We start from the raw sequence: 24,177 nt of genomic DNA, 5'->3' as shown, positions 1-24,177 counted from the left end.
CAGTGGCGGACATGACTCCTGAATCCATTCACCGTCCTGTCGCTCTCATCACCGGCGCGTCCGCCGGTCTGGGGCTCGCGCTCGCGCACGGGCTCGCTGATCGCGGCTGGGCGCTCGTGATCGACGCCCGCGGCGCCGACGCGCTCAAGGACGCCGCCGACGCGCTCGCCGACCGCGCCGACGTGGTCCCGCTCGCCGGCGACGTCACCGACCCGGATCACCGCGCCGACCTGGTCGAAGCTGTCACCGAGCTCGGCCGGCTCGACCTGCTGGTGAACAACGCGAGCTACCTCGGACCGAGTCCGCTCCAGCCGCTGGCCGTCGCCGACCTCGACGAACTGCGACGCGTGTACGAGGTCGATGTGATCGCGCCGATCGCTCTCACCCAGGCACTGCTGCCAGAGCTGACCGCAGCATCCGGTGTCATCCTCAACATCAGTTCCGACGCTGCAGTCGAGGCCTACGAGGGCTGGGGTGGCTACGGCTCGGCGAAGGCCGCTCTCGACCACGCCACCGCCGTACTGGCCGCCGAGCAGCCGCAGCTCGCCGTCTACGCCGTCGACCCCGGTGATCTCCGTACGGCGATGCACCAGGCGGCCTTCCCCGGCGAGGACATCTCCGACCGGGCCGAGCCGTCGACCGTCGTACCGGCGTTCCTGCAACTCCTGGACAGTCGTCCGAAGAGCGGCCGGTACCGGGCAGCCGAGTTCGCACCGGCGGTGACGTCGTGAGGGTGCATCCCCACACGCGGTTCGTCCTGCCGGACTCGCTGAACGCCACCGAGCCACCCGAGGCCAGAGGCCTGTCGCGGGATCAGGTGAGGCTGCTGGTCGCGGAGGGGTCGACCATCACGCACACCCGGTTCGATCACATCGGCGACCACCTGCGACCCGGAGACCTCCTCCTGGTCAACACGTCAGGCACACTGCCCGCCGCCGTCGACGGCTCATGGGTCAGCGGCTCCGGTGTGGCGCCGGTCGTCGTGCACTTCTCCACCGCCCTCGACGACGGCACCTGGGTCGTCGAACTGCGCAACGGAGGCTCGCCGATGTTCGGCGGTACGCCAGGCGACCAGGTGCGGTTGCCGGAAGGCGTGCTGACGCTGCTGTCGCCGTACCAGCCGGAGTCCACCCGGCTGTGGCGCGCTCAACCGCCGGTGTCGGACGTGTTGGGCTACCTGCAGCGTCATGGCCGGCCGATCACCTACCAGTACGTCGGCCGGCGTTGGCCACTCGCGTCGTACCAGACCGTCTTCGCACGCGAGCCGGGCAGCGCGGAGATGCCCAGTGCTGCTCGGCCGTTCAGCTTCGAGTTGGTGAGCCGCCTCGCGGCGCAGGGCGTGCTGATCGCGCCGATCCTGCTGCACTGCGGCGTCTCCTCACTCGAGAGCCACGAACCACCTCTGCCGGAGCGGTACGACGTACCTGCCCACACTGCTCGGCTCGTGAACTGGGTGAGGGCCAACGGCGGCCGGGTCATCGCAGTCGGCACAACCGCCGTACGAGCCATCGAGTCGGCGGTGACCGCTGACGGCTCGGTCACCGCTTCACACGGCTGGACCGACCTTGTCCTCGGTCCGGACCACCCGGTCCGCGTCGTCGACGGTCTCGTCACCGGCATGCACGCGCCCGAGGCCTCCCACCTGCTTCTGCTCGAGTCCGTCGTCGGTGGTGACACCGTTCAGCGCGCCTACGACGCCGCTCTGGACCGCGGCTACCTCTGGCACGAGTTCGGCGACAGTTGCCTGCTGCTGCGGTGACGAGTGGCAGTGACCGTCGTTTCCGGGGCGGGCCCGCTTGTCCACCGCTCGCGGACTCACCGCGGCCACCGCTCAGGCCTGCAGGAGTTCATCCTGAATGTCCTTACCAATAAGGTCCCCCGTCGGGACGTCACCCGGTACGACGACTGTCGGCACCGGTGGTCATGGATGTTCACCGAACCGATCGCAAATTGTGGCCTAGGCCATTTGATTTCAGATTGAACGGCCGTCGATCCGGTCCGGATCGAGCAGGTCCGGCGTGATGAAGTCGTGCGGGAAGCCGAGCGTGAACCCGGTCGCCGCGTCGAGTCGTCGTACGGCGTCGTCCGGAAGCGTCAACCCGATCGCGGCGAGGTTGTCCGCGAGTTGCTCCGGCGAACTGGCGCCGGCCAGCGGATGCACGGCCCGCGAGTGCACCCGCGTCCACGCGAGCGCCACCTGTGCGGCCGTCACGCCCAGCTCGCCGGCGACGTCGTGTACGGCGGTCAGCACGGCCCGCTCCCGGTCGTCGCCGGCCGCGTCCACCGGCTTGGTGAGCTTGCCGTGGGCAAGGGGTGCCCACGCGGCGACGGTCATGCCGAAGGCCTCGGCCATCGGCAGCAGTTCACGTTCGATGTCGCGCTGGAGCAGGCTGTACGGAACCTGCAGACCGGCGAACCCGGACCAGTCCCGGAACTCCGCCAAGGTGTTGCCACGAGCAACGAGCCAGGCCGGGGCGTCGGAGATCCCGGCGTACAGGATCTTCCCGGCCCGGACCGCGTCGTCCAGGGCACGCAACGTCTCCTCGATGGGGGTGTGCCGCTCCCAGTAGTGCACCCAGTAAACGTCGAGGTAGTCGGTCCGCAGCCGGCGCAGGCTGGACTCGAGCGCGAGCCGGAGGTTCTTCCGATGGTTGCCGGTGGCATTGACGTCGGTGCGGTCCCGGGACAGCGTGTACTTCGAGGCGAGCACGAACCGGTCCCGGCGGCCGGGCAGCACCTCACCCAGGACGTCCTCGCTGGCGCCGTACGCGTCGGCGGTGTCGATCACGTTCCCGCCGGCCTCGGCGTACCGGTCGACGATCGGCCGGGCCTGGTCGACCGAGTGGAAACGCATCGCGCCGAGGAAGAGTTCGGAGACGCGCAGGCCGGTGGGTCCGAACAGCCGGTAGCGCATCAGCGGGCGTACCCGTGCAGGAAGGCGTGGACGCCGGTGGTGACGGCGTCGGTGATCTCGTCGGCGGTCATGGATCCTCCTCGGTAGGACGGGTTGGCACCGGAGATGAGCAGTGAGAAGTGCAGGGCAGCGCGCATCGGGTCGTCGATTCGCAGCAGCCCGTCGGCGGCGAAGGCGGCCAGCCGGTCGGCGAGAGCCCGCCGTACCGCGATCGGCCCGGCCTCCTGCCAGGCGTCGATGGCCTCCTGCGGGATGTGGCCGGCCTCGGCGTTCACCTGGCGCACCAGCGCGGAGTGCTCGGCGTAGTCCGGCATCGGCGTACGCCAGGCGATGCCGAACGCGACCAGGTCGGCCTCGAGGTCGGTGATCTCGCTCAGGTGCTCCTCGATGATCGCGAGTTGCGCGGCCGCGACCCTCGTCGCGCTGTCCTGGATCACCGCGCGAAACAGCCCGGCCTTGTCGCCGAAGTGGTTGTACAGCGTCCGCGTCGAGACACCGGCCTCGGCGGCGATCACGTCGACACTCGCCCGCGTGTAACCGTCCCGCGCGAACACGGTCAACGCTCCGGCGAGGACCTCCTGCCGCTTCCCTGCCCTCGGCACCGCACCTCCTGGTGAAATTACAACGACCGTTGTACCTTAGCGTACATGGCATTCACCGACGAAGAACTCGCCTACCTGAAATCACAACCGCTGGCCCGGCTGGCGACGGTCGGCCCCGACGGGCAGCCGGACGTCGTACCGGTCGGCTTCGAGTACGACGGAACGTACTTCTACGTCGGCGGGGTCGACCCCGCCAACACCCGCAAGGTCCGCAACGTCCGCGCCGGCCACGAGCAGGTCGCCCTCGTCATCGACGACCTGGTGTCGGCGAACCCGTGGTCCCCGCGCTTCCTCCGCGTCTACGGCACCGCCGAGGTCGTCGAACGCACCGGCCGGTTCGGCCGCAGCGTCTACCTGAGGATCAAACCCACGGTCAGCTGGAGCTGGCACCTCGACGGCCGGCCCGCCGACCACGACAACGAGGCGTTCGGCCCACGGCGGACCGTCCACGCGACCGCAGACAGGACCTAGGTCCGGGCGCGCTTGTTTCGGCGGCGCTTGGTGTCCTGCAGGAAGAGCCAGGCGACAGCCGCGCCGGTGACGAAGCCGCCGAGGTGGCCTTGCCAGGAGATGTTCGGAAGCAGGACCGAGATGACCGCGGTGACGGCCACGTAGCCGAGGATCCAGGTGACGTCCATGCCCCGCGCGCGGCTGATCACCAGCAGCGCGCCGACCAGGCCGAGGACGGCGCCGGACGCGCCGAGGGTCGCCGACACCGGAGCCGCGAGGAACCAGACCGCGACGCTGCCGCCGAGCGCGGACAGCAGGTAGAGGATGACGAACCTGAGCCGGCCGAGCATCTGCTCCAGCGGCGGACCGACCTGGTAGAGCATGAACAGGTTCGCGAAGATGTGGAAGATCTGCAGGTGGGTGAACGCCGACGTGAGCAGCCGCCACGGCTCGGAATCCACCAGCACCGGGACCAGCACCAGATCGTTCACGACCCGGCTGCTGCCGGTGCGCACCGCGATGAACACCAGGACGTTGATCGCCAGCAGGACGATCGTGACGACCTGCGGGTTGCCGCGCTGGATGCCGCCGAGCGACGTCCGGGTCCGCGGGACCGACTTCATGCCCTCGTTGAAGCAGTTCGGGCACTGGAAGCCGACCGCGGCGCTGTTCATGCAGGACGGGCAGATCGGCCGGTCGCAGCGCTGGCAGCGAACCCCGGCGGGCCGATCCGGGTGCCGGTAGCAGACGGTCTCGGTCACGTCGGGCGGATCCTTCCCCAGGGAGAGAGGTGCGGGCCGGGCGCCGATGACGCAGCGCCCGGCCCGCAGCTTCGAATCAGGCGGTCTTGCGCTCGATGGCGACGCTGTTGATCACGATCGGCTCGATCGGCCGGTCGCCCGGAGCGGTCTTCGAGGTGGCGATCGCGTCCACCACCTTCTTCGACTCCTCGTCGGCGACCTCGCCGAAGATGGTGTGCTTGCGGTTCAGGTGCGGCGTCGGCACCACGGTGATGAAGAACTGCGAGCCGTTGGTGCCGCGGCCGAACTGGATGCCGGCGTTCGCCATCGCCAGCAGGTACGGGCGGTCGAACTTCAGCTCCGGGTGGATCTCGTCGTCGAAGGCGTAGCCCGGCGAGCCGGTGCCGGTGCCGAGCGGGCAGCCGCCCTGGACCATGAAGCCGTCGATGACGCGGTGGAAGGTCAGGCCGTCGTAGAACCTGGCGTTGCTGGGCTGACCGGTCTGCGGGTCGGTCCACTCCTTGGTGCCCTCGGCCAGGCCGACGAAGTTGTTCACCGTCTTCGGCGCGTGATCGGGGAACAGCCTGATGACGACATCCCCCTTCGTCGTCTGCAGGGTCGCGTACAGCTCTTCGGCCACAGGAGTCACTCCTCATCAGTTACGGCTTACCCCAACGATCCTGTCATGCACCCCCAACTCGACCCGCACCGACCGGCGATGGATCGATACAAGCCCCCCGCCCGGCGGTCGGGTAACGGGTTTGTCGGCTGGGTACGTCGTACGATGCAGACGAAGCCGGATTTGTCCAGAGTCGTATCAGTAGCGTCCATACCGCCGATGGGCCACATGGCTGCCCACCGAGGCGGGCGGCACCGAGGAGGAACCGTGGGTTTGTTGAAGTCCAAGGGCCGGGTCGAGACCGCGAAGGATCGGGTCCGGCCGCTTGCCGAGTCGGCGTCGGAGAAGATCGGGCCGGTCGCCGGCCAGGTCCGCGACCACCTCGGGCCGGCTGTGGGCACCGCACGGGAGAAGGTGTCGCCGTACGCCGAGAAGGCGGTCGAGCGCGGCGCCCACCTCGCCCACGTCGCCGTCGAGAAGGCGAGCCCGGTGATCGACGACGCGCTGGCCAAGGTCGGCCCGGCCACCGAGCACGCCGCCGAGAAGGCGCGGGAGCGGTTCAACGACGACGTGCTGCCGAAGGTGACCGCCGCGCTGGCGTCGCTGGCGGCCGCCGCCGAGCCGGTCGTCGAGGAGACCTCCCGCCGCGGCCGCGCCACCAAGGCCGCGCTCAAGGGTGAGCTCGACGTACCGCAGAAGAAGAGCCACCGGCTCCGCAAGATCGTCCTGCTGCTCGGTTTCGGCGCCCTTGCCGCGGCGGCCGTGAAGAAGCTGCTGACCCCGCCGGAGCCGGCCTGGCAGTCGACCCCGACCAGCGGCCGCGACTACAGCTCCGCCCCGGCCGGTACGACGTCGCGCCCGAGCGAGACCAAGCCGGAGGCGAAGTCCGAGACCCAGGCCGAGACCAAGTCGGAGACCGGGTCCGAGACGAAGGCGGAGCCGGCGTCGTCGAACGGCCAGACGGAGACCGCCGAGTCGAACAGTGCCGGCGCCACGGACGCCGCTCCGGGCGGCGGCGTACAGGCGGAGGCTGCAGACACCGACGTGAACGCGACCGCCAACGGCGCCGCGAAGAAGAGCACCACCCCCCGCAAGACGAGCAACCCGAAGCCCTCCGACTCCTGACCGGACCACCGCAACGGCGAAGGCCGCGATCCCCCGCTGGGGCTCGCGGCCTTCGTTTGTCTTGACGTCGCCTTGCGCGTACGACGCCTGGCCGGGGTGCTGCCGACTGACTCAGTGAGAATGTGACTCGTCGTGCTCGGTGTCGGCCTGGGGCTTGGCGATGGTGTAGCGGCCGGCTGACAGCAGTTGGGTGGCGTAGCGGTGGGTGATGCAGGGGTAGGTGCCGCCACAGTGCAGGCAGACGGCGTCGTTGCGGTGCAGCCAGGGCAGGATGCCGAACCGCTTGATCCAGGTCAGTGGCTCGCGGTCGGGGGCGTGCAACTTCAGGGCCGAGCGGGCGGCACTCTGGATCTCGGGGGCGGACCAGTCCTCGGCGCTCTTGTCCATCAGCGCGCTCAGGTCGGAGTGGAGGTGTGCGGTCGAGCGGGTCTTGGTCATCTATGTGGTGTCTTCCGGAGGCAGGGTGAAGGCGGGTCGACCGCCGGATGAAGCGGACGCTTCAAACGTGACGATTCGATCGCTGTTAGCGACCTTAGTCCCCCCGAGCCGGGCAGGTGCGTTCGCACGCGTCGCGCGGTGTCAGATCTTTGTCAGGTTTCACTGCGTGGTGACGGGGACACCTTTTCGGATCCGATCGTCAGCTCCAGAGGGTCTCGAGCGTGATCCGGGCCTCGAGTTCGAGCAGGTGCCGTTTCAGCGGGATGCCGCCGCCGAAGCCGACCATCTTGCCGCCGGCCCCGACGACCCGGTGGCACGGCACCACGACCGCGATCGGGTTGCGGTTGCAGGCGACGCCGACGGCCCGGGCCGCGCCGGGATCGCCGACGATCTTCGCGACCTCGCCGTACGTCCGCATCTCGCCGTACGGGATCCGGCTGAGCTGGGCCCAGACGGCCCGCTCGAACTCGGAACCGCCGCGGACCGACAGGGGCACGGTGAACTCCGTCAACTCGCCGGCGAAGTACGCCTTCAGCTGCTCCTCGGTCTCGGTCAGCAGCGGGTCGGCCTCGAGGTGCCGGTCCACCCGGCCGAAGTTCAGCCGGCACAGCCCGGCCTCGTCGACAGCCAGGGACAGGTCACCGATGGGCGAGTCGATCACGGACCAGCGCATGACCCAATCCTCGCGCCCGACGGGGACATTTTCCGGCGGTTTCGCGACATCGACCCGCGCGACACCAACTCTTCTGCCACCAGTCGTTCTCGCCTGGTCACGCCGTGTTGTGCTATTTCTGACACATGCCGACCCAGCCGCCGCTGGACCGCTGGTTCAGCTCCGAGCGGGCGATGGGCCTGGCCGCGTCGATCCTGATCGGCGTCGTCACGGTGACCACCTGGGCGACCGCGTGGTCCGACTGGTACTCGTACCAGACCGTCAAGCGGTACGCCGACGACCAGGACAAGCTGGCCGAGGCCGATCTGATCTCCGGCTCGCTCGGCATCGTCTCCGCGCTCGCGCTGCTCGCCGCCGCGGTGGTGTTCATCGTGTGGTTGTGGCGGGTCCGGTGGAACGCCGAGATGTTCTGCCGCGGCGAGCACCGGTTCACCCGCGGCTGGGTGCTCGGCAGCTGGATCTGCCCGATCGTCAACCTCTGGTACCCCAAGCAGGTCGTCGACGACATCGTCGCCGCCAGCGATCCCCGGACGCCGCCGCAGACACCGACCCTGCGGGACATCCCGGGGACCCGGCTGGTCTGGGCCTGGTGGCTGACCTGGGTGGCCGGCCTGGTGTCCGGCAACGTGGTGCAGCGCGGGATCCTGGTCACCGCGACGCAGCCCGACCAACTGCGGACGAACGTCGTACTGTCGACGATCTCGGCACTGTTCACCACCGCGGCCGCGGTGCTGGCGGTGATCCTGATCCAGCGGATCGACGAGTTGCAGACCAAGCGGGCCTGGGTGCCGTGGTGGGCGCTGGGCGAGGCGCAGCCCGGATTCCAACCTCCTGCGCGGTAAACGAAACCGTCACGGACCGTCGAATCAATCGTTACAAGTGGTGATGGGCGTACGAAAAGAACAGGTTAAGTCGACACCCTCCGTGCTGGACCCGACTCCACACGGGTACTTACTTCGTGGTATCAATGTGGCTCGGTCATGCGGGGGCAGGATTTGGCCGAAACGCCGAACAGACGGAGTTCCAGCAACGCGAGGGACGCGAGACGTGAGCCACCCGCAGCCAGCACTGTCTGCTGTCAGAGACCACGAAGAAGAATGGCAGCCGCACGCAGCTGAGGAGTTCCAGCAGGTCGGGACGGTCGGAAAGATCGCCATCGGGCTTCTCGGAGCGTCGACACTCACCCATCTGCTGTCCACCTGGTCCGACTGGAACACGTATTCCGTCGTCAACCGCTACCTCGGCGGGATGCCGAACGTCGACGACGCGGACCTGAACCGCGCCGACGCCATCGCCAAGGTCACCGCGGTCCCGAACGTCATCATCTCGGTCGCCGCCGCGGTCGTCTTCGTCATCTGGCTGTGGCGGGCCCGGGTCAACTCCGAGGTGTTCTGCCAGGCTGACCATCGCCGCAGCCACGGCTGGGTGCTGGCCAGCTGGTTCTGCCCCGGACCCAATCTCTGGTACCCGAAGCAGATCGTCGACGACGTCTGGCTGGCCAGTGATCCGAAGACCCCGGTGTACGCCGACGACCTGCGCCGATTCAGGACTCCCGCCCTCACGTCCGTGTGGTGGGTGACCTGGGTCGGCGCTCTCGCGTTCGACGTGGTGGTTCGCCGGTTCCTGATGTGGATGGAGGCGACCGTCGGGTCGCTGCGCGGTATCGCACTGGCCGGTACGGCGTCCCTCGTGCTGACCGCCGTGTCGGCGGTTGCCGCGACCCTGGTGATCCGCAAGATCAACGCGATGCAGACCGGCCGCGAGTGGATCCCGTGGTGGGACCAGCGCGAGCCCAAGCTCACCGCGGTACCGACGTACGCGAACGACGACACCGACGAACAGCCGGCCATCAGCGAGCCGATCGCCGCGTCCGGACCCGCCCTCGCCGCGGCGCCCGCGCTCCGGCTGGAGCGCCAGCCGGAGCTGCAGCTGGCCGGTGGCGGCGCCGGCGCGAGCCCGTTCGCCCCAACCCCGGCCCCGGCTCCCGCGCCTGCCCCGGCGGCGGGTTTCCCGGGGGACGGCGCGGCCGCCGGTGCGTTCCCCGGAGGCGGCAGCCCGTTCGGCGGCGGTGCGGTTCCGGCCGCCTTCGGTGGTGACAGCCCGGTCGAGGAGCCGCCGAAGTGGAGCCCGTTCGCGCCGGTCGTGCAGAGCTGGCACGACGACAAGGACGACTCCGGCCCGGCGACCGAGCAGTTCGACGCCGTCGCCGCCTGGCAAGAGGACAAGCAGGCCGAGGAGACCAGCTACGAGCGGACCAGCTGGAGCGACTACCTCACCACCGCAAACGACGACCTGTTGTCGACCCGGGCCCCGTCGTCGAGCCGCTGGCTGGACGAGGCGCCTCCGCTGACCGTCGTCGAACCCGAGCCGTACGGCTACCAGCCGTCCCAGCCGGCCGACGCGCCGTCCTGGGCGAGCAGCTACTCCGAGAGCTACTCGTACGACGCGACCTCCGACCACCTGACGTCGACGTCCTCCCCTGTGGAGGCCGAGACCGCACCCGAGCCTGAGCCCGCGCCAGTTGCGCGCGCCGGCCGCCGGGCCGCTCGGGTCGCGGTCGACAGCCCGTCGGCGGTCCAGCCCACGACTTCCTCGCACACGGTGCACCCGTCCTCTGAGCACACCGTGCATGCCCCCTCGGACCACTCGGTGCACACGGCCTCGGACCACTCGGTGCACGCGCCGTCCGAGCACGTGATGCCGTCGTCGCCGGTATCGGGATCCTCCGGCTACTACGAGCCGGCCCCGGCCCTCTCGGAGCAGGACGACTTCCTGACGCCGTCCAAGCCGCTCCCGCCGGTCCCGACGTACGGCCCGGAGCCGTCGTCGTACTCCTCCTCCTCCGACGACGGCTACTCGTACAGCTCGTACGACGACTCGTCCTCGAGCTACCAGTCGTCGTACGACTCCGGCTCGGACTACACGTCGTACGGACCGTCGGAGTACTCCGGCAGCAGCTACGAGTCCACCGACTACGGCTACTCGGCCGCCGACTACTCGAGCAGCAGCAACTACGACTCCTACAGCCCGACCTCTTACAGCGGCTCGGAGTACAGCACCGTCGACCCGTCGTACGGCGGCTACAGCGAGGACTACTCGTCACAGTCGTACAGCGCCGACCACAGCAGCTCGAACTCCGACTACTACACGTCGGCCGAGCCGCAGCCGGAGCACCAGCAGCAGTCGCCGTACAGCTACGAGCAGCAGACCCCGGAGCAGGCTGACCAGACCAGCACCACCCCGCGGACTCACCCGCGCCGGCGCTGGGTCTGATCGAATAGGGGCCATGAGACTCGCCTTCTCCACACTCGGCTGTCCCGGAGCACCCCTCGACCACGTCCTTGAACTTGCCAAAGGCAACGACATCTCGGGCCTCGAGTTGCGGGCCGCGGACGAGGAGTTCACCCACACCGGCCTGACCTCGGCGCAGCGGCGCGAGCTGCGGAGCCGGATCGAGGACGCCGGTCTGGAGATCCTTGCGATCAGCAGTTACGTCAAGCTGTGCGCGGTCGAGGACCAGCCGCTCGAGGCCCACCTGGAACTCGCCGCCGACCTCGGCGCACGCGGCGTCCGCGTCTTCCCGGGCGACGACGACGCCGGTACGACGGACGGACCGTCCGCCGGCGAGATCCGCGCGCTCGACCGGGTGACGTCGGCTCCCACCGAGGTCCGGATCCTGCTGGAGACCCACGACTCCCACTCGGCCGGCGCGAAGATGGCCGCCTTCTGCACACTCCTCGACACCGACGTCCCCGGCCACAACGCCAAGGTCATCTGGGACAGCGCGCACACCTGGAGCCACGGCGAGACGCCGGCGCAGTCCTTCCAGCTCCTGAAGCCCTGGCTCGAGTTCGTCCAGATCAAGGAGACGGACTCCAAGCAGCAGTTCCGCCCGGTCGCCATCGGCACCGGCGACTTCCCGATCCACGACCTCCTCACCACCCTCGAGGGCACCGACTATCCCCTCTCCCTCGAGTGGGAACTCAAGTGGCACCCCCACCTCCCGCCCCTCGAGGAAACCCTCCCCGCCGCGCAGTCCTGGGTCAGGGCAGCGGCGCGGTGATGTAGCGGGTCAGCGTCGCGCCCAACCACGTGGTGACCTCGCCGGGGGTGAGGGCGGCGACCGGGCCGATCTCGAGGATGTAGCGGCAGAGGGCGAGACCGAGGACCTGGCTGGCGACGAGGCCGGCTCTGACCTCCGGCCGATCGACCGCGAGCTCACGCAACCTCGGCGCGAGCTGTGTGCTGAAGAGTTGGCGCATGCGCTCGGCCGCGGCCTCGTTGGTGACGGCTGCGCGGAGCAGCGCGCGGAGCGTGTCGTCGCCCTCCCACCGCTTCAGGAAGTGGCTGATCAGCTCCTCGCCGAGTTGTTCCCGCGGTACGCCGGTGAGGTCGGGCAGCCGTAGATCGAACTCGGCCGCCGCCGCGAACAGCTTCTCCTTGGTGCCGTAGTACCGCATCACCATCGCCGGGTCGATGCCCGCGTCGGCTGCGATCGCCCGGATGGTGGCCCGCTCGTACCCGTCCGCCCCGAACCGCTCCCGGGCTGCCGCGAGGATCGCCGCGCGGGTCCGGTCCGACTTCCGTTCCGCCATACCCCGGAGCATATGCCAACGCTTGTTGACTTCTGCCATCGGTCTACCTACAGTAAAAGTCAACAAGCGTTGATAAATCCGAAAGGAGCAACGATGACTCCGAAGAGTGCAGAGGTCGTGGTGGTGGGCGCGGGTCCGGTCGGGCTGGCGGTGGCGGCCGGGCTGCGGCTGCGCGGACACTCCGTGGTGGTGGTCGACAAGCAGGCCGAGGGGTCGAACACCTCGCGTGCCTCGGTCATCCACGCGCGGACCCTGGAGTTGCTGGACCGGATCGACGTCTCCAAGCGCCTGGTCGAGCTCGGGCTCGAGTTGCAGCACTTCGCGATCCGCGACGGCGACCGCCGGCTCGTCCCGGTCAGCTTCCGCGAGCTGCCCACGCCGTACCCGTTCACGCTGATGCTTCCGCAGTGGCAGACCGAGGAGGTTCTGCTCGGGCGGCTCGAGGAGCTGGGCGGGAGCGTCCTGCGCCCGTACGCCGCCACCGGACTGACCCAGTCCGCGGACGGCGCCGCGGTCACCCTGGACAACGGTGACGTGATCAAGGCGAAGTACGTCGTCGCCGCCGACGGCATGCACAGCACGATCCGCGAACTGGCGGGCCTGGCGATGCCGGGCAACACGCTGCAACTGTCGTTCAGCCTGGTGGATGTCCGGGCCGAGGGCTTGCCGGCCGAGGAGGTGTCGTTGTCGTTCTCGACCGAGGGGCTGCTGGTGATCGCGCCGCTGCCGGACGGATCCTTCCGGCTGGTCGCATCCGTCGACTCGGCACCCGAGCACCCGGATGCCGCGTATGCCCAGGAGCTGCTCTCGGCGCGCGGACCGAAGAAGAACTCGCCGAAGGTGACCGAGGTGATCTGGGGTTCGCGGTTCCGGATCCACGAGCGGGTGGCCGAGAACTACCGCGCCGGACGGGTCCTGCTGGCCGGCGACGCCGCGCACACCCACAGCCCGGCCGGAGGCCAAGGCATGAACCTCGGCCTCCGCGACGCGATCACCCTCGCCGACGCGCTGTCCACAGCGCTGAATCGGGGCGACGAGTCGGAGCTCGACGCCTACGCGACCAACAGCCGCGCCGAGGCCCTGCGAGTCGTCGGGCTCGCGCACCGACTGACCCGGCTGGCAAATCTGCCGCGACCGGTCCGGCCGCTGCGCAACGCCGTACTCGGACTGGCCGGAAGGATGCCCAGGGCGCAGAACGCACTGGCGAGGCAGTTGGCAGGCCTGCCCAACCGCTGATCCTGACGTACGACGGGGCGTTCTAGCCGGCGGTCGACTCCCGGATCTCCAAGGTGTAGGGGACGCTGAGATCACGTCGCGGGTCGTCGGAGTTCCCGGAGATCCGTTCGAGCAGCAGGCCGACCGCGTTCTCCGCCAGCCATTCCTTGTCCGGCGAGATCGTGGTCAGCGACGGCGAGTGGTAGCGACCGTCCTCGATGTCGTCGAACCCCACCACGGCGACGTCGTCCGGCACCGACAGTCCCGCCTCGGCCAGCGTACGCAAGGCGCCCAGTGCGAGTAGATCGTTGAAGCAGAACACGGCATCCGGCGGCTCGGGCAGGGCCAGCAGTTCGCGCATCGATGCCGCGCCGTCGGGACGGTGGTACCCGGTGCCGGCCAGCTCCAGGGCCGGATCGTGGGGCAGCCCGGCCGCTTTCAGGGCCTTCCGATAACCCTTCCGCCGTACGGCGCCGGTGCCCGCGCCTCCCCCGACGCCGATCGCGGCGATCCGCCGCCGGCCGATCGAGATCAGATGCGTGGTCGCGTCGAACGACGCCTTGACCGAGTCGACCGCGACGTGGTCGAAGGTGCCGCCGGTCGGCCGTTCGCCCAGCAGGACCAGGGGTTTCGCCGTACCGGCGGTGCCGATCCTGGCCGGGGCGGTGGTGATCGGGGAGAAGATGATGCCGTCGATCAGTTGCCCGCGCATCCCGTCCAGGACGAGCTTCTCGGCCGCGGACTCACCCTCGGTCTGGTCGATCAGCACGGTGATGCCGCGCTTCTTCGCGGCCCGGCTGATCGCCGCGCCCAGTTCGGCGAAGTACGGCGAGGCCATCTCCGGGATGGCCAAGGCGATGAAGTCCGACCGGCCCTTGCGCAGCGAACGGGCGCTCACGTTCGGCTTGTAGTCCAGTGCCGCGATGGCGGCCTCGACCTTCGCCCGGGTCTGCGAGGTGATGTGCGGGTAGTCGTTGATGACGTTCGACACCGTCTTCACCGACACGCCGGCTCGCGCCGCCACATCACTCAGCCTGCTCGCCATCCGTACCTCCGTCTCAGCCGACGCTTCCTGAGTGTGCCACGGCGGGCACGAAACAGAACTCGTTCCCTTCCGGATCGGACAGCACCGTCCAGTGCGGCAGTTCGCGGACCACCGACGCCCCGGCCTTGAGCAGCAACCGCAGGTCCTCGTCCGCACCGGTGACGTCGACGTGGATCCGGCCCAGCGGCTTCAGTTCGGCGGCCGGGGTGATCCAGACGTGGAACCCGTCACGCGTCCCGAGCAGCACGGACTCGTCCTCCTCCAAGGACCGTGAGGCCAGCGACTTGACGTCGTCCGGGTGCACCGGCAGGCCGGTGGCCAGGCTCCAGAACGGCGCCAGCAGGTACGGATCGCGGCAGTGGATCACGATTGAGTGGATTTTCGGCATGTTTCCCAGTGTGGGGCCGGCGAACTCTTTACAGGCCATGTCAATCGTTGTAGAACTCCGGGTTAATCGTTGTAAAGACCGCAGGGAGGCTTTGTGGCACGGCTTGTGGTGGATCCTGCGTTCGTCGTCGGGCCGCTGGACCGGCGGGTGTTCGGCTCGTTCGTCGAGCACATGGGACGCTGCGTCTACACCGGCATCTACGAGCCCGGGCACGCCACCGCGGACGCGGACGGCTTCCGCCAGGACGTGCTCGAGCTGGTCCGCGAGCTCGGTGTCACCGCGATCCGCTACCCCGGCGGGAACTTCGTCTCCAACTACGACTGGGAGGACGGCGTCGGGCCCAAGGAGCAGCGGCCGCGCCGGCTGGACCTGGCCTGGCGGGCGATCGAGTCGAACCAGTTCGGCACCGACGAGTTCGTCGCCTGGGCGCGCAAGGCCGACGTCGAGCCGATCTGGGCGGTGAACCTCGGCACCCGCGGGATCAAGGAGGCCGTCGAGCTGCTCGAGTACTGCAACCTCCCGGCCGGCACCGAGCTGCCCGACCGCCGGGTCGCCAACGGCAGCCCGGAGCCGCACGGCATCAAGGTGTGGTGCCTGGGCAACGAGATGGACGGTCCCTGGCAGATCGGCCACAAGACCGCCGAAGAGTACGCCCGGCTGGCCGAGGAGACCGCGAACGCGATGCGCCGGGTCGATCCCGGTCTGGAACTGGTCGCCTGCGGTTCGAGCAACGCCGGGATGCCGACCTTCGGGGAGTGGGAGCGGGTCGTCCTCGAACGCACCTACGACCTGGTCGACCACATCAGCCTGCACGCGTACTACGAACCGAGGAACGGCGACCAGGCGAGCTTCCTGGCCGCGTCGGAGGAGATGGACCGGATGATCTCGGCCGTGGTCGCGACCGCCGACCACGTGAAGGCGCTGAAGCGCAGCGACAAGGAGCTGACCCTGTCGTTCGACGAGTGGAACGTCTGGTACCAGCAGCACTTCCCCGGCGAGCTCGGCCTCGACATCCGGGAGGTCGGCCCGCTGATCGAGGACACCTACACCGTCGACGACGCGGTGGTGGTCGGCAGCCTGCTGATCACCCTGCTCCGGCACGCCGACCGGGTGAAGATCGCTTGCCTCGCGCAACTGGTGAACGTGATCGGCCCGATCCGCACCGAACCCGGCGGCCGCGCCTGGCGGCAGACGACCTTCTACCCGTTCGCGCTGACCGCGAAGTACGCCGGGCCGACCGTGCTGCAGACCGCGGTCACCGGTGGTCCCGAGGTGGACACGCTCGCGTTCGGGCGGATCCCGGCCCTGTGGAGCACGGCGACGTACGACGACAGGACCGGGGAGATCGCGATCTTCGTGGTGAACCGGAGCGAGACCGACAAGGTCGACCTGGAGGTCCCGTTGGCGGCTGGGTACCGGGTAATTGAACATTTGGCGCTCTATGACGACGAGCGGGGTGCGGTGAACACCGCTGACGACCCCGACCGGGTGGTGCCCCGGGCCGTCGACGGCACCGGAATCGTCGACGGCAGCTGTACCGCCACGTTGCCTCCTGCATCGTGGCATCTGTTCCGCCTCTCCCGCCCAGAGGCACAGTCCCCTGGAGGTACATCATGAACACGATCAGCCGGCGGCTCGTCCTCGGTGGTATCGGCGCGGCCGGCGCAGCCGGCATCCTGGCCGGCTGCGGCGAGGGCTCGTCCGGGCAGCCGGGCGCAGGCCCGGCTGCCGGCGACGGCGGCGCGAAGGGCTACGACGGCCCGAACGTCGAACTCGACTTCTGGAACGGCTTCACCGGTGGTGACGGTCCGTTCATGCGCAAGCTGGTCGACCAGTTCAACACCGAGCACAACAACATCAAGGTCAAGATGACCGTGATGCAGTGGGCCGACTACTACACGAAGCTGCCTACCGCGGTCGGCAGCGGTCGCGGCCCCGCGGTCGCGATCATGCACGTCGACTCGCTGGCGACCAACGCGGCCCGGAACGTCATCGAGCCGCTCGACGACGTGGCGAAGGCGCTCGAGCTCAGGCAGGAGGACTTCGCCGAGGTGGTCTGGAAGGCCGGCGAGTTCAACGGAAAGCGGTACGGCATCCCGCTGGACGTGCACCCGCTGGGCTTCTTCTACAACAAGACCGTGATGACCCAGGCCGGCCTCGACCCGGCCAAGCCGCCGACGAACGCGGACGAGTACGCCGCCGCCCTCGACGCGCTGAAGAGCAAGGGCATCCAGGGTCACTGGGCGACCCCGTTCCCGTTCACCGGCGTACTCACCGTGCAGGCACTGCTCTGGCAGTACGGCGGTGACCTGTTCAACGACGACGCTTCGAAGGCGACCTGGCACGAAGAGGCGGGCGTCAAGGCGCTGAGCTGGTTCGTCGACCTGGTGAAGAACGGACACAGCCCGAAGAACGTCGCCCAGGACGCCGACAACATCGCGGTGATGAACGGCAAGAACGCCTTCATCTGGAACGGCATCTGGAACATCAACACGTTCCGCGAGAAGAAGGGCCTGGAGTGGGGCGTGGCGCCACTGCCGAACATCGGCGGTGACAAAGCCGCCTGGGCCGGTTCGCACCAGTTCGTGCTGCCCAAGCTGAAGACCGCGGACGCGAACAAGTCGACCGCGGCCCGGGTGTTCGTCAACTACATCAGCCAGAAGTCGCTGGAGTGGGCGAAGGGCGGACAGGTCCCGGCGCGCAAGCAGGTGCGCGAGTCGGCCGAGTTCAAGGCGCTGCCGGAGCAGGCTGCGCTGGCAACCCAGATCGACGACCTGCACTTCCCGCCGCCGGTGCCGGGCATCGGTGACGCGCTGAACGAGCTGAACAAGGCGGTCAACGAGGCCGTCCTGCTGAAGGCCGAGCCGGCCAAGGCGCTCGGCGACGCCGCGGCCCGGGCCGACAAGATCCTCGAGGCGAACCGCAAGAAGTACGGCGCGTAACCATGGCTGTACAGGCAGAGGCGGGTGCGATCCGCAAGCGTCGCACCCGCTCTTCCACCGCGCTGCGGGGATACGGCCGGGCGACGCCGTACCTGTTCCTCGCGCCTTACCTGCTGCTGTTCCTGCTGTTCGTCGTGGGGCCGGCGCTGTTCGGGTTCTGGATGAGTCTGCACGACTGGGACTTCCAGCTTCCGGGCAAGCCGTTCGTCGGGCTGCAGAACTACAAGGACCTGTTCGATCCGCTGTCGGCGACGGCCGAGCCGTTCTGGCACGGTATGCGGGCGACCGGGATCTTCACGGTCGCGTCGGTGCCGTTCCTGGTGGTGATCCCGCTCGGCCTGGCCGTGCTGCTGAACCGCAGGTTCCCCGGCCGGACGTTCTTCCGGGCCGTGTACTTCGCTCCGTTCGTCCTCGGTGTCGCGGTCATCGGCCTGATGTTCCGCTACATCCTGGACACGAACTTCGGCATCCTGAACGCGTTCCTCGGACTGTTCGGCGTGTCCGAGATCGGCTGGACGAACGACCAGCCGTGGGCGTGGATCTCGCTCGTCGGCGTCACCGTGTGGTGGACGGCCGGGTTCAACTCGATCATCTACCTGGCCGGGCTGCAGGACATCCCGGCCGAGCAGTACGAGGCGGCGGAACTGGACGGTGCGAACACCTGGCAGCAGTTCCGCAACGTGACGCTGCCGGGCCTGCGGCCGGTCACCGTCTTCATCATCACGATCACCCTGCTGGCCAGCGCGAACATGTTCGGGCAGGCAGTGCTGATCACCCAGGGCGGACCTGGTGACACGACCACGACCGCGCTGATGGTGATCACCGAGACCGGCTTCGGGCAGTTCCGGATGGGGCAGGCCACCGCGATGAGCTATCTGCTGACCGCTGCCCTGGCGATCGTCTCGCTGGTCGTCTTCGCCTTGATGAGGGAGCGCAAATCATGAGACGCCGACCGTCGGCCGCGTTCTGGGTGCTGGTGATCCTGCTGACCCTGCTGGTGATCGTGCCGTTGCTGTGGATGGTGATCACCTCGTTCAAGACCATCGGCGAGTCGCAGTCCGACCCGCCGTCGCTGGTCCCGCAGGACCCGACCGGCCGGGCGTACGGCGAGGTCCTCACCACCGGCGGTCAGAACCCGGTCCTGCGCTGGGCGCTGAACAGCCTGGCCGCGGCCGCCCTGCACGCGCTGCTGGTCGTCACGGTCGCGTCGATGGCCGGCTACGCCCTGGCCCGGATGAGTTTCCGGTTCAAGAACGCCATCTTCAGCGTGATCCTGTTGACGCTGTTCGTCCCGGGTTTCGTCTTCCTGATGCCGAACTACCTGTTGATGGACCAGTTCCAGTGGCTCGACACGCTGTGGTCGCTGGTCGTGCCCGGGGCGGCCGGTGCCTTCGGCGTCTTCTTCATGCGGCAGTTCTTCCTGGCCATCCCGAAGGAACTCGAGGAGGTCGCGCTGATCGACGGCGCGAACTCCTGGACCACCTTCAGCCGGATCATCCTGCCGAACGCCAAGCCGGCCCTGGCCACGCTCACCGTGCTGTCGTTCCTGACGAACTGGAACGACTTCGTCTGGCCGTTGTTCGTCCTGTTCAGCCCCGAGCGGCTCACGCTGCCGGCCGGTCTGACGCTGCTGCAGGGGGCCTACACGACCGACTACCCGGTGATCATGGCCGGCGCGACGGTGGCCGCCGTACCGGTGCTGATTCTCTACGTGTTCGTTCAGCGGTACGTGATCGAAGGTGTCGCACGCAGCGGCATCAAAGGTTGACATCTGTCCGAGAGGGGACCCGCCCGTGCCCAAGGAATCCACGACCGTCAAGAGACGTCTGCTGGCCACAGCCCTGGCTGTGGCCGCCGTCGCAACCGGTACGTCGGCCGCAACGGCCGCGCCCGCCACGACCAACGCCACGACCACGACCAACGCCATCTCGTCGAGCTTCGCCGACACGTTCGCCGACCCGGCGATCATCCAGGGCCGCGACGGCTACTGGTACGCGTACGCCACCTCGGACCCCCTGGTCGCCGGAGGTCCGTTCGGTCTGATGCACATGGCCCGGACCAAGGACTTCGGCTCCTGGGAGTACCTCGGCACGGTCTTCGACGACCAGACCAAGCCCGCCTGGGCGGCGCCCGGCTCGTTCTTCTGGGCGCCGGACATCCGCTACTTCGGCGGCCGGTACGTCATGTACTTCACCGTGACCGACACCGCGGCCAACCCGGGCGGCGACCCCGCCATCGGCGTGGCCACCGCGCCGACCCCGGCGGGACCGTGGACCGCCACGGGCGGCCCGGTCGTCACCCCCAAGCCGGACGGCAACGGCGGCTTCTTCGGCACCATCGATCCGGCCATGCTGACCGCGGCCGACGGCAAGCGGTACCTGTACTACGGCGGGTTCTACGGCGGCATCTCGGTCACCGAGCTGACGCCCGACGGCCTGCACGCAGTCGGTCAGCCGACCCAGGTCACCATCGGCGACCGCTACGAAGGTGCGTACGTCGTCTACCGCGACGGCTGGTACTACCTGATGGGCTCGTCGATGAACTGCTGCGCCGGCCCGACGACCGGCTACTCGGTCTTCGCCGGCCGGTCCAAGTCGCCGCGCGGGCCGTTCCTGGACAAGGACGGCGCATCGCTGAACGAGTCGCGTGTCGGCGGTACGACGGTCATCACCCAGAACGGCAACAAGTGGATCGGCGCCGGTCACCATGCGTTCATGACGGATGCGGCTGGACAGGACCACATCGTCTACCACGCGATCGACCGCGGTACGCCGTGGCTGACCGACCCGTTCGGGATCAACCGCCGGCCGATGCTGATCGACCGGATCGACTGGATCGACGGCTGGCCGCGGACCCGCGCCGGTCTGGGTCCGTCCGACGGTCCGGTGCCGGCGCCGACGACCGGATCGGGGCTCGGTATCGAGTCGACCGACCCGGCCGGTGGGTTGTCCGGTGCGACCCGGCAGCCTGGTGACTCGCTGGGTGGGCCGACCGCGTCGATCTCGGGCGCCGCTCAGTCCCGGCAGGCGGCCCCGGCCGGCTCGCTCCGGGTCGACGCCGATGTCCGGCTCGGCAACTCCTTCACGACGGTGCTCGGCGACCAGGTGGTCGCGACTGTCTCCGGCACCAAGCTCACCGTCGCCGCCGGTCGCCGGACCGCGTCGGCCGCGCTGCCGGCGGGCTTCGACCGGACACAGTGGAACAAGCTGAGCGTCCAGGTGTCGGAAGCCACGGTGACCGCCCGGATCAGCGACGCCGGCCTGGGTGACCTGTACGCCGAGGCGCAACTCGCCGTACCCGGACTGAAGCTCGATGCCGCTCCGGTGCGGTGGTTCGGGTCGGCGGAGGTCGACAACCTGACCGTTCGCCCGGTGGCCCCGCCGGTACGACGGCTGGCCGACGTACCGCAGACCGGTGACCTGCTGTCCGGCGACAACTTCAACGCGGACCTGGGCCCGGCGTGGTCCTGGGTCCGGAAGGACGACAAGGCAGTCGTTGCCGATGGCAAGTTGTCGTGGCCGCTGCAGAACGCGGACCTGGTCGGTGGCGGGAACAACGCCGGCCTGCTGTTCCACCGGACGCCGGACCGGGACAGCTGGATCGCCGAGACCAAACTGCACCTCGATCTCGGTGAGGGCGACATCCGCAACTACCAGCAGGCCGGGATGATCGCGTACCTGAACGACAGCGACTTCGCACGGCTCGGGAACGTCGCGATCTGGCGGACCCGGCAGACGGAGTACGGCCGCGAGTTGGTGGCTCGGCCGTCGGACGGCGCGACGTCGTACGGTGGCGCCGCGATCGGGCGGTCGGCGCCGACGTTGTGGATGCGGCTCGCGTACCACGAGAACGCCGCGGGCGAGCACGTGTACCGCGCGGCTACGTCGGTCGACGGCAAGAACTGGACGTGGGGTGCGGCGTGGGTGCTGTCCGCCCCGGCAAAGCTCGGGCTGTACGCCCACGGCGAGTTCACCGGCGCGAACCCGGCACCCGTGGCCACGTTCGACTACCTGCGGTTCTACGAGAGCAAGTGAGATGAGACGCCGGCTGGGGTTGCTGCTGCTGTTGCTCGTGACGGGCGGTTGCAGCGACCCCGGCGGCGGCGCGTCGGAGGGAGCGACATCGGTGGGCTTCAGCAATCCGGTTTACGACAGCAACTTTCCGGATCCGCAGGTGATTGCCGTTGACAACGGTTTCTTCGCGTTCGCGACGAACGGCGTACTCGGCAACGTGCAGACGCTGAAGTCGGCGGACCTGGTCTCGTGGGAGCAGGTCGGCGATGCGCTCCCGTCGCTGCCCGCGTGGACCACACCGGGCAAGGTGTGGGCACCGGAGGTCGCCGTACACGCTCCCGACCGGTTCGTCATGTACTACACGACCGCCGACGACGCCTCCGGCCGGCAGTGCATCGGCGTGGCGGTGGCTGACTCGGCAGCGGGTCCATATGTCGACAAATCGCCCAAGTCGTTGATCTGCCAGGCGGACGAGGGCGGTTCGATCGACGCGTCGCCGTTCCAGGACTCGTCCGGGAAGCGCTGGCTGTACTGGAAGAACGACGGCAACGCGATCGGCGTCGACACCTGGATCTACGTCTCCGAACTCTCCCCCGACGGCCTCAGCCTGGTCGGCCCCACCCGCCGCCTGATCAAGCAGGACCTCGACTGGGAGGGCAACCTGGTCGAGGCGCCGTACATGGTGGAACGCGACGGCAAGTTCCACCTCTTCTACTCGGCCAACGCCTACGACAAGGAGACGTACGCGGTCGGCCACGCCCTCTGCACCACTCCCACCGGTCCCTGCACCAAGTCCGGCGACCCCATCCTGGTCACCTCGGACGATGCCGCCGGGCCCGGCCACAACATGGTCCTGCTCAAGGACAACCGCTACTGGTTCGTCTATCACGCCTGGGACCCGGCCCTCGTCGGCGTCGACCCGCCCGGCCGCACGATGTGGCTCTCCGAACTCAAATGGACCGGCGACACCCCCACCGTCCAACCACCCCGGCGGGACAACCCCACTCGGCCATAACTTCGGTCAACGGCGTGTGACGTCGAGGACCTGCGTCAGGATGCCGAGCGCACGATGGAGGTCCGGCGTCGACGGGGTTGCGTAGCCGATGACGAGGCCGGGAGGTCCGGGTTTGCTGCGGCGGTACTCGGACAGGGGTGCGATGACGACGCCGGCCTTCCGCGCATCGGCCGCGACCTGTCGGTCGTCGACGTACTCGGGAAGCAGCAGCGTGATGTGGAGGCCGGCGTCCTGGCCGACGATCTGGCCGTACGGCGCCAGCACCGAGCAGGTGTGGATGCGGCGGTCGGCGTACAGGCGCCGGCCGCGGCGGACCGCCTGGTCGAGGTAGCCGTCACGGAGCATCACGAGCAGTGCGGCCTGCATCGGCCAGCCCGGCCAGTCGCCCGCCTCGGCCCGGAACCGGGCCAGCCGGTCGACCATCGCGTCGGACGCGACCAGCCAGCCGAGCCGCAGCGAGGGGCTCAGCGTCTTCGACAGCGTGCCGAGGTGGACCACCCGGTCCAGGTCGAGCTGCGCCAGCGCGGGCAGCGGCGCGACGTCGTACCGGAACTCGCTGTCGTAGTCGTCCTCGATCAGCGTCGCCCCGGTACGGCGTGCCCACCGGATCAGCTCGTTGCGCCGGGCAACCGGCAGCCGGCCGCCGAGCGGGTACTGGTGCGACGGCGTGACGTAGGCGGCCGACACGTCGTCGGCAAGTTCGGACACCTGCAGGCCGTCCTCGTCCACGGGGACGTCGACGATCTCGAGGCGGTGGTCCCGCGCGGCGACCACCGCGCTTTCGTATCCGGGGTCCTCGATCGCGATCCGGTCACCAGGCTCGCGGGTCACCGACAGCAGCAACCGGAGGCCGTGCACCGTCCCGTTGGTGACGAGCAGGTTCTCCGGCCCGCACGCGATCCCGCGGACCCGGCCGACGTGCTCGGCCAGCGCGTCCCGGAGTGCGGGCAGCCCGGCCGCGTCGTCGTACCCCATGGGCGGCGACTGCGCCGACACCTCGCGCCAGGCCCGCTTCCACCCGGGATCGGGTGTCGGGCCGATGTACGGGATACCCGGCCTGAGCGTGAGGAGGTCGACCGCCGGATCCGGCCGGGGCCTTGCACGACGTCGTACGGCGGGTGGGAGAGGGACGACGTCCATCACAAAGGTCCCGGCGCCGGTGCGGCCCTCGATCCACCCTTCGGCATGGAGTTGGTCGTACGCCGACTGGGCCACCGCGCGCGAGACGGACAGGTCCTTGGCCAGGTCACGCGTGGACGGGAGCCGATGACCGGCCTGCAGCCGCCCGTCCCGGATCGCGGCGCGGAACTGCTCCGCCAGCTGCAGGTGCAGCGGCAGACCGGCGGCGCGATCGAGCACCAGGGGCAGCGAACTCTCCACGAATGGACTACCTGATTCGGTCG

Annotated in this window: 24 protein-coding genes; 14 read left to right on the top strand and 10 right to left on the bottom strand. The window is 69.0% G+C overall.

Translation table 11 applies throughout. From position 1 onward, the window contains the following. Positions 1-11 precede the first annotated feature (11 nt). Together ACYVOK_RS33280 and ACYVOK_RS33275 are read left to right on the top strand one after the other, a co-directional pair. Positions 12-731, top strand: a complete 720-nt coding sequence (locus tag ACYVOK_RS33280; protein ID WP_460666571.1) for an SDR family NAD(P)-dependent oxidoreductase — start codon at positions 12-14, stop codon at positions 729-731. Continuing rightward, on the top strand, positions 728-1,759 hold the full coding sequence (locus ACYVOK_RS33275; protein ID WP_460666570.1) for an S-adenosylmethionine:tRNA ribosyltransferase-isomerase: 1,032 nt from the start codon (positions 728-730) through the stop codon (positions 1,757-1,759). Before ACYVOK_RS33280 ends, ACYVOK_RS33275 begins: the two co-directional genes overlap by 4 nt. A gap of 213 nt (positions 1,760-1,972) precedes the next feature. Here ACYVOK_RS33275 and ACYVOK_RS33270 read toward each other — a convergent pair whose 3' ends face one another. Together ACYVOK_RS33270 and ACYVOK_RS33265 are read right to left on the bottom strand one after the other, a co-directional pair. Next, on the bottom strand, positions 1,973-2,914 hold the full coding sequence (locus tag ACYVOK_RS33270; RefSeq protein ID WP_460666569.1) for an aldo/keto reductase: 942 nt from the start codon (positions 2,912-2,914) through the stop codon (positions 1,973-1,975). Then, the gene (locus ACYVOK_RS33265) at positions 2,914-3,516 is read right to left on the bottom strand and encodes a TetR/AcrR family transcriptional regulator (RefSeq protein WP_460666568.1); all 603 of its coding nucleotides are present in this window, start codon (positions 3,514-3,516) and stop codon (positions 2,914-2,916) included. Before ACYVOK_RS33265 ends, ACYVOK_RS33270 begins: the two co-directional genes overlap by 1 nt. Positions 3,517-3,561: 45 nt before the next feature. On the opposite strand from ACYVOK_RS33265, the gene ACYVOK_RS33260 reads away from it, so the two are divergent. Then, positions 3,562-3,987 (top strand): PPOX class F420-dependent oxidoreductase, encoded by a 426-nt coding sequence (locus ACYVOK_RS33260; protein ID WP_460666567.1) that lies wholly within the window; start codon positions 3,562-3,564, stop codon positions 3,985-3,987. Here the strand turns inward: ACYVOK_RS33260 and ACYVOK_RS33255 are convergent. Both ACYVOK_RS33255 and ACYVOK_RS33250 read right to left on the bottom strand, forming a co-directional pair. Then, positions 3,984-4,727: a rhomboid family intramembrane serine protease gene (locus ACYVOK_RS33255; protein WP_460666566.1), complete on the bottom strand. Its 744-nt coding sequence runs from the start codon at positions 4,725-4,727 to the stop codon at positions 3,984-3,986. The genes ACYVOK_RS33260 and ACYVOK_RS33255 overlap by 4 nt on opposite strands. A gap of 76 nt (positions 4,728-4,803) precedes the next feature. After that, entirely contained in the window at positions 4,804-5,346 is a 543-nt protein-coding gene (locus ACYVOK_RS33250; RefSeq protein ID WP_460666565.1) for a peptidylprolyl isomerase, read from the bottom strand. Between the two features lie 246 nt (positions 5,347-5,592). Here ACYVOK_RS33250 and ACYVOK_RS33245 point away from each other — a divergent pair, with 246 nt between their 5' ends. Further along, a complete protein-coding gene (locus ACYVOK_RS33245) occupies positions 5,593-6,450 on the top strand; it encodes a hypothetical protein (RefSeq protein WP_460666564.1) in 858 nt (285 codons plus the stop codon). 111 nt (positions 6,451-6,561) lie between these two features. Here the strand turns inward: ACYVOK_RS33245 and ACYVOK_RS33240 are convergent, their stop codons facing one another. Together ACYVOK_RS33240 and ACYVOK_RS33235 are read right to left on the bottom strand one after the other, a co-directional pair. Continuing rightward, positions 6,562-6,888, bottom strand: coding sequence for a hypothetical protein (locus ACYVOK_RS33240; RefSeq protein ID WP_460666563.1), 327 nt, complete (start codon positions 6,886-6,888; stop codon positions 6,562-6,564). 199 nt (positions 6,889-7,087) lie between these two features. After that, on the bottom strand, positions 7,088-7,561 hold the full coding sequence (locus ACYVOK_RS33235; protein WP_460666562.1) for a methylated-DNA--[protein]-cysteine S-methyltransferase: 474 nt from the start codon (positions 7,559-7,561) through the stop codon (positions 7,088-7,090). Between the two features lie 125 nt (positions 7,562-7,686). On the opposite strand from ACYVOK_RS33235, the gene ACYVOK_RS33230 reads away from it, so the two are divergent. The 3 genes from ACYVOK_RS33230 to ACYVOK_RS33220 all read left to right on the top strand — a co-directional run bounded on the left by ACYVOK_RS33230 (position 7,687) and on the right by ACYVOK_RS33220 (position 11,624). Then, positions 7,687-8,403 carry a DUF4328 domain-containing protein gene (locus ACYVOK_RS33230; RefSeq protein WP_460666561.1) on the top strand — a complete coding sequence of 239 codons (717 nt, stop codon included), beginning with the start codon at positions 7,687-7,689 and terminating at the stop codon, positions 8,401-8,403. A gap of 205 nt (positions 8,404-8,608) precedes the next feature. After that, positions 8,609-10,834 (top strand): DUF4328 domain-containing protein, encoded by a 2,226-nt coding sequence (locus tag ACYVOK_RS33225; protein WP_460666560.1) that lies wholly within the window; start codon positions 8,609-8,611, stop codon positions 10,832-10,834. A gap of 13 nt (positions 10,835-10,847) precedes the next feature. Next, a complete protein-coding gene (locus ACYVOK_RS33220; protein WP_460666559.1) occupies positions 10,848-11,624 on the top strand; it encodes a sugar phosphate isomerase/epimerase family protein in 777 nt (258 codons plus the stop codon). Here the strand turns inward: ACYVOK_RS33220 and ACYVOK_RS33215 are convergent. Further along, on the bottom strand, positions 11,605-12,156 hold the full coding sequence (locus ACYVOK_RS33215) for a TetR/AcrR family transcriptional regulator (RefSeq protein WP_460666558.1): 552 nt from the start codon (positions 12,154-12,156) through the stop codon (positions 11,605-11,607). The two genes, ACYVOK_RS33220 and ACYVOK_RS33215, sit on opposite strands and share 20 nt — an antisense overlap. Before the next feature lie 93 nt (positions 12,157-12,249). On the opposite strand from ACYVOK_RS33215, the gene ACYVOK_RS33210 reads away from it, so the two are divergent. Continuing rightward, entirely contained in the window at positions 12,250-13,392 is a 1,143-nt protein-coding gene (locus ACYVOK_RS33210) for an FAD-dependent oxidoreductase (protein WP_460666557.1), read from the top strand. 22 nt (positions 13,393-13,414) lie between these two features. On the opposite strand, the gene ACYVOK_RS33205 is transcribed toward ACYVOK_RS33210, so the two are convergent. Next, positions 13,415-14,416, bottom strand: coding sequence for a LacI family DNA-binding transcriptional regulator (locus ACYVOK_RS33205; protein WP_460666556.1), 1,002 nt, complete (start codon positions 14,414-14,416; stop codon positions 13,415-13,417). Between the two features lie 13 nt (positions 14,417-14,429). Then, on the bottom strand, positions 14,430-14,804 hold the full coding sequence (locus ACYVOK_RS33200) for a VOC family protein (RefSeq protein ID WP_460666555.1): 375 nt from the start codon (positions 14,802-14,804) through the stop codon (positions 14,430-14,432). Between the two features lie 93 nt (positions 14,805-14,897). Here ACYVOK_RS33200 and arfA point away from each other — a divergent pair, with 93 nt between their 5' ends. From arfA to ACYVOK_RS33170, 6 genes are read left to right on the top strand one after another with little or no spacing between them, the layout of a single operon-like run. Continuing rightward, complete coding sequence (gene arfA / locus ACYVOK_RS33195) at positions 14,898-16,421, top strand: arabinosylfuranosidase ArfA (RefSeq protein WP_460666554.1); 1,524 nt, start codon at positions 14,898-14,900, stop codon at positions 16,419-16,421. Next, on the top strand, positions 16,418-17,746 hold the full coding sequence (locus ACYVOK_RS33190; RefSeq protein WP_460666553.1) for an ABC transporter substrate-binding protein: 1,329 nt from the start codon (positions 16,418-16,420) through the stop codon (positions 17,744-17,746). The genes arfA and ACYVOK_RS33190 overlap by 4 nt, the downstream gene beginning before the upstream one ends. 2 nt (positions 17,747-17,748) lie before the next feature. Then, positions 17,749-18,690 (top strand): carbohydrate ABC transporter permease, encoded by a 942-nt coding sequence (locus tag ACYVOK_RS33185; RefSeq protein WP_460666552.1) that lies wholly within the window; start codon positions 17,749-17,751, stop codon positions 18,688-18,690. Further along, entirely contained in the window at positions 18,687-19,514 is an 828-nt protein-coding gene (locus ACYVOK_RS33180; RefSeq protein ID WP_460666551.1) for a carbohydrate ABC transporter permease, read from the top strand. The genes ACYVOK_RS33185 and ACYVOK_RS33180 overlap by 4 nt, the downstream gene beginning before the upstream one ends. 25 nt (positions 19,515-19,539) lie before the next feature. Next, a complete protein-coding gene (locus tag ACYVOK_RS33175) occupies positions 19,540-21,780 on the top strand; it encodes a family 43 glycosylhydrolase (protein WP_460666550.1) in 2,241 nt (746 codons plus the stop codon). Between the two features lies 1 nt (position 21,781). Next, positions 21,782-22,774, top strand: a complete 993-nt coding sequence (locus ACYVOK_RS33170; RefSeq protein WP_460666549.1) for a glycoside hydrolase family 43 protein — start codon at positions 21,782-21,784, stop codon at positions 22,772-22,774. A gap of 6 nt (positions 22,775-22,780) precedes the next feature. Here ACYVOK_RS33170 and pdxR read toward each other — a convergent pair whose 3' ends face one another. Continuing rightward, entirely contained in the window at positions 22,781-24,154 is a 1,374-nt protein-coding gene (gene pdxR / locus ACYVOK_RS33165) for a MocR-like pyridoxine biosynthesis transcription factor PdxR (protein ID WP_460666548.1), read from the bottom strand. Positions 24,155-24,177: the final 23 nt, after the last annotated feature.

The sequence above is a fragment of the Kribbella swartbergensis genome, assembly GCF_054784135.1.
This window is presented reverse-complemented; position numbering and strand designations above follow the sequence as displayed.

Bases quoted from the DNA above. Each gene is read 5' to 3' on its own strand.
- ACYVOK_RS33230 (WP_460666561.1), top strand. From the start codon at position 7,687: ATGCCGACCCAGCCGCCGCTGGACCGCTGGTTCAGCTCCGAGCGGGCG.
- ACYVOK_RS33235 (WP_460666562.1), bottom strand. From the start codon at position 7,561: ATGCGCTGGTCCGTGATCGACTCGCCCATCGGTGACCTGTCCCTGGCT.
- ACYVOK_RS33210 (WP_460666557.1), top strand. From the start codon at position 12,250: ATGACTCCGAAGAGTGCAGAGGTCGTGGTGGTGGGCGCGGGTCCGGTC.
- ACYVOK_RS33185 (WP_460666552.1), top strand. From the start codon at position 17,749: ATGGCTGTACAGGCAGAGGCGGGTGCGATCCGCAAGCGTCGCACCCGC.
- ACYVOK_RS33180 (WP_460666551.1), top strand. From the start codon at position 18,687: ATGAGACGCCGACCGTCGGCCGCGTTCTGGGTGCTGGTGATCCTGCTG.
- ACYVOK_RS33240 (WP_460666563.1), bottom strand. From the start codon at position 6,888: ATGACCAAGACCCGCTCGACCGCACACCTCCACTCCGACCTGAGCGCG.
- ACYVOK_RS33205 (WP_460666556.1), bottom strand. From the start codon at position 14,416: ATGGCGAGCAGGCTGAGTGATGTGGCGGCGCGAGCCGGCGTGTCGGTG.
- ACYVOK_RS33170 (WP_460666549.1), top strand. From the start codon at position 21,782: ATGAGACGCCGGCTGGGGTTGCTGCTGCTGTTGCTCGTGACGGGCGGT.
- ACYVOK_RS33200 (WP_460666555.1), bottom strand. From the start codon at position 14,804: ATGCCGAAAATCCACTCAATCGTGATCCACTGCCGCGATCCGTACCTG.
- ACYVOK_RS33215 (WP_460666558.1), bottom strand. From the start codon at position 12,156: ATGGCGGAACGGAAGTCGGACCGGACCCGCGCGGCGATCCTCGCGGCA.
- ACYVOK_RS33260 (WP_460666567.1), top strand. From the start codon at position 3,562: ATGGCATTCACCGACGAAGAACTCGCCTACCTGAAATCACAACCGCTG.
- ACYVOK_RS33270 (WP_460666569.1), bottom strand. From the start codon at position 2,914: ATGCGCTACCGGCTGTTCGGACCCACCGGCCTGCGCGTCTCCGAACTC.
- ACYVOK_RS33280 (WP_460666571.1), top strand. From the start codon at position 12: ATGACTCCTGAATCCATTCACCGTCCTGTCGCTCTCATCACCGGCGCG.
- ACYVOK_RS33190 (WP_460666553.1), top strand. From the start codon at position 16,418: ATGAACACGATCAGCCGGCGGCTCGTCCTCGGTGGTATCGGCGCGGCC.
- ACYVOK_RS33220 (WP_460666559.1), top strand. From the start codon at position 10,848: ATGAGACTCGCCTTCTCCACACTCGGCTGTCCCGGAGCACCCCTCGAC.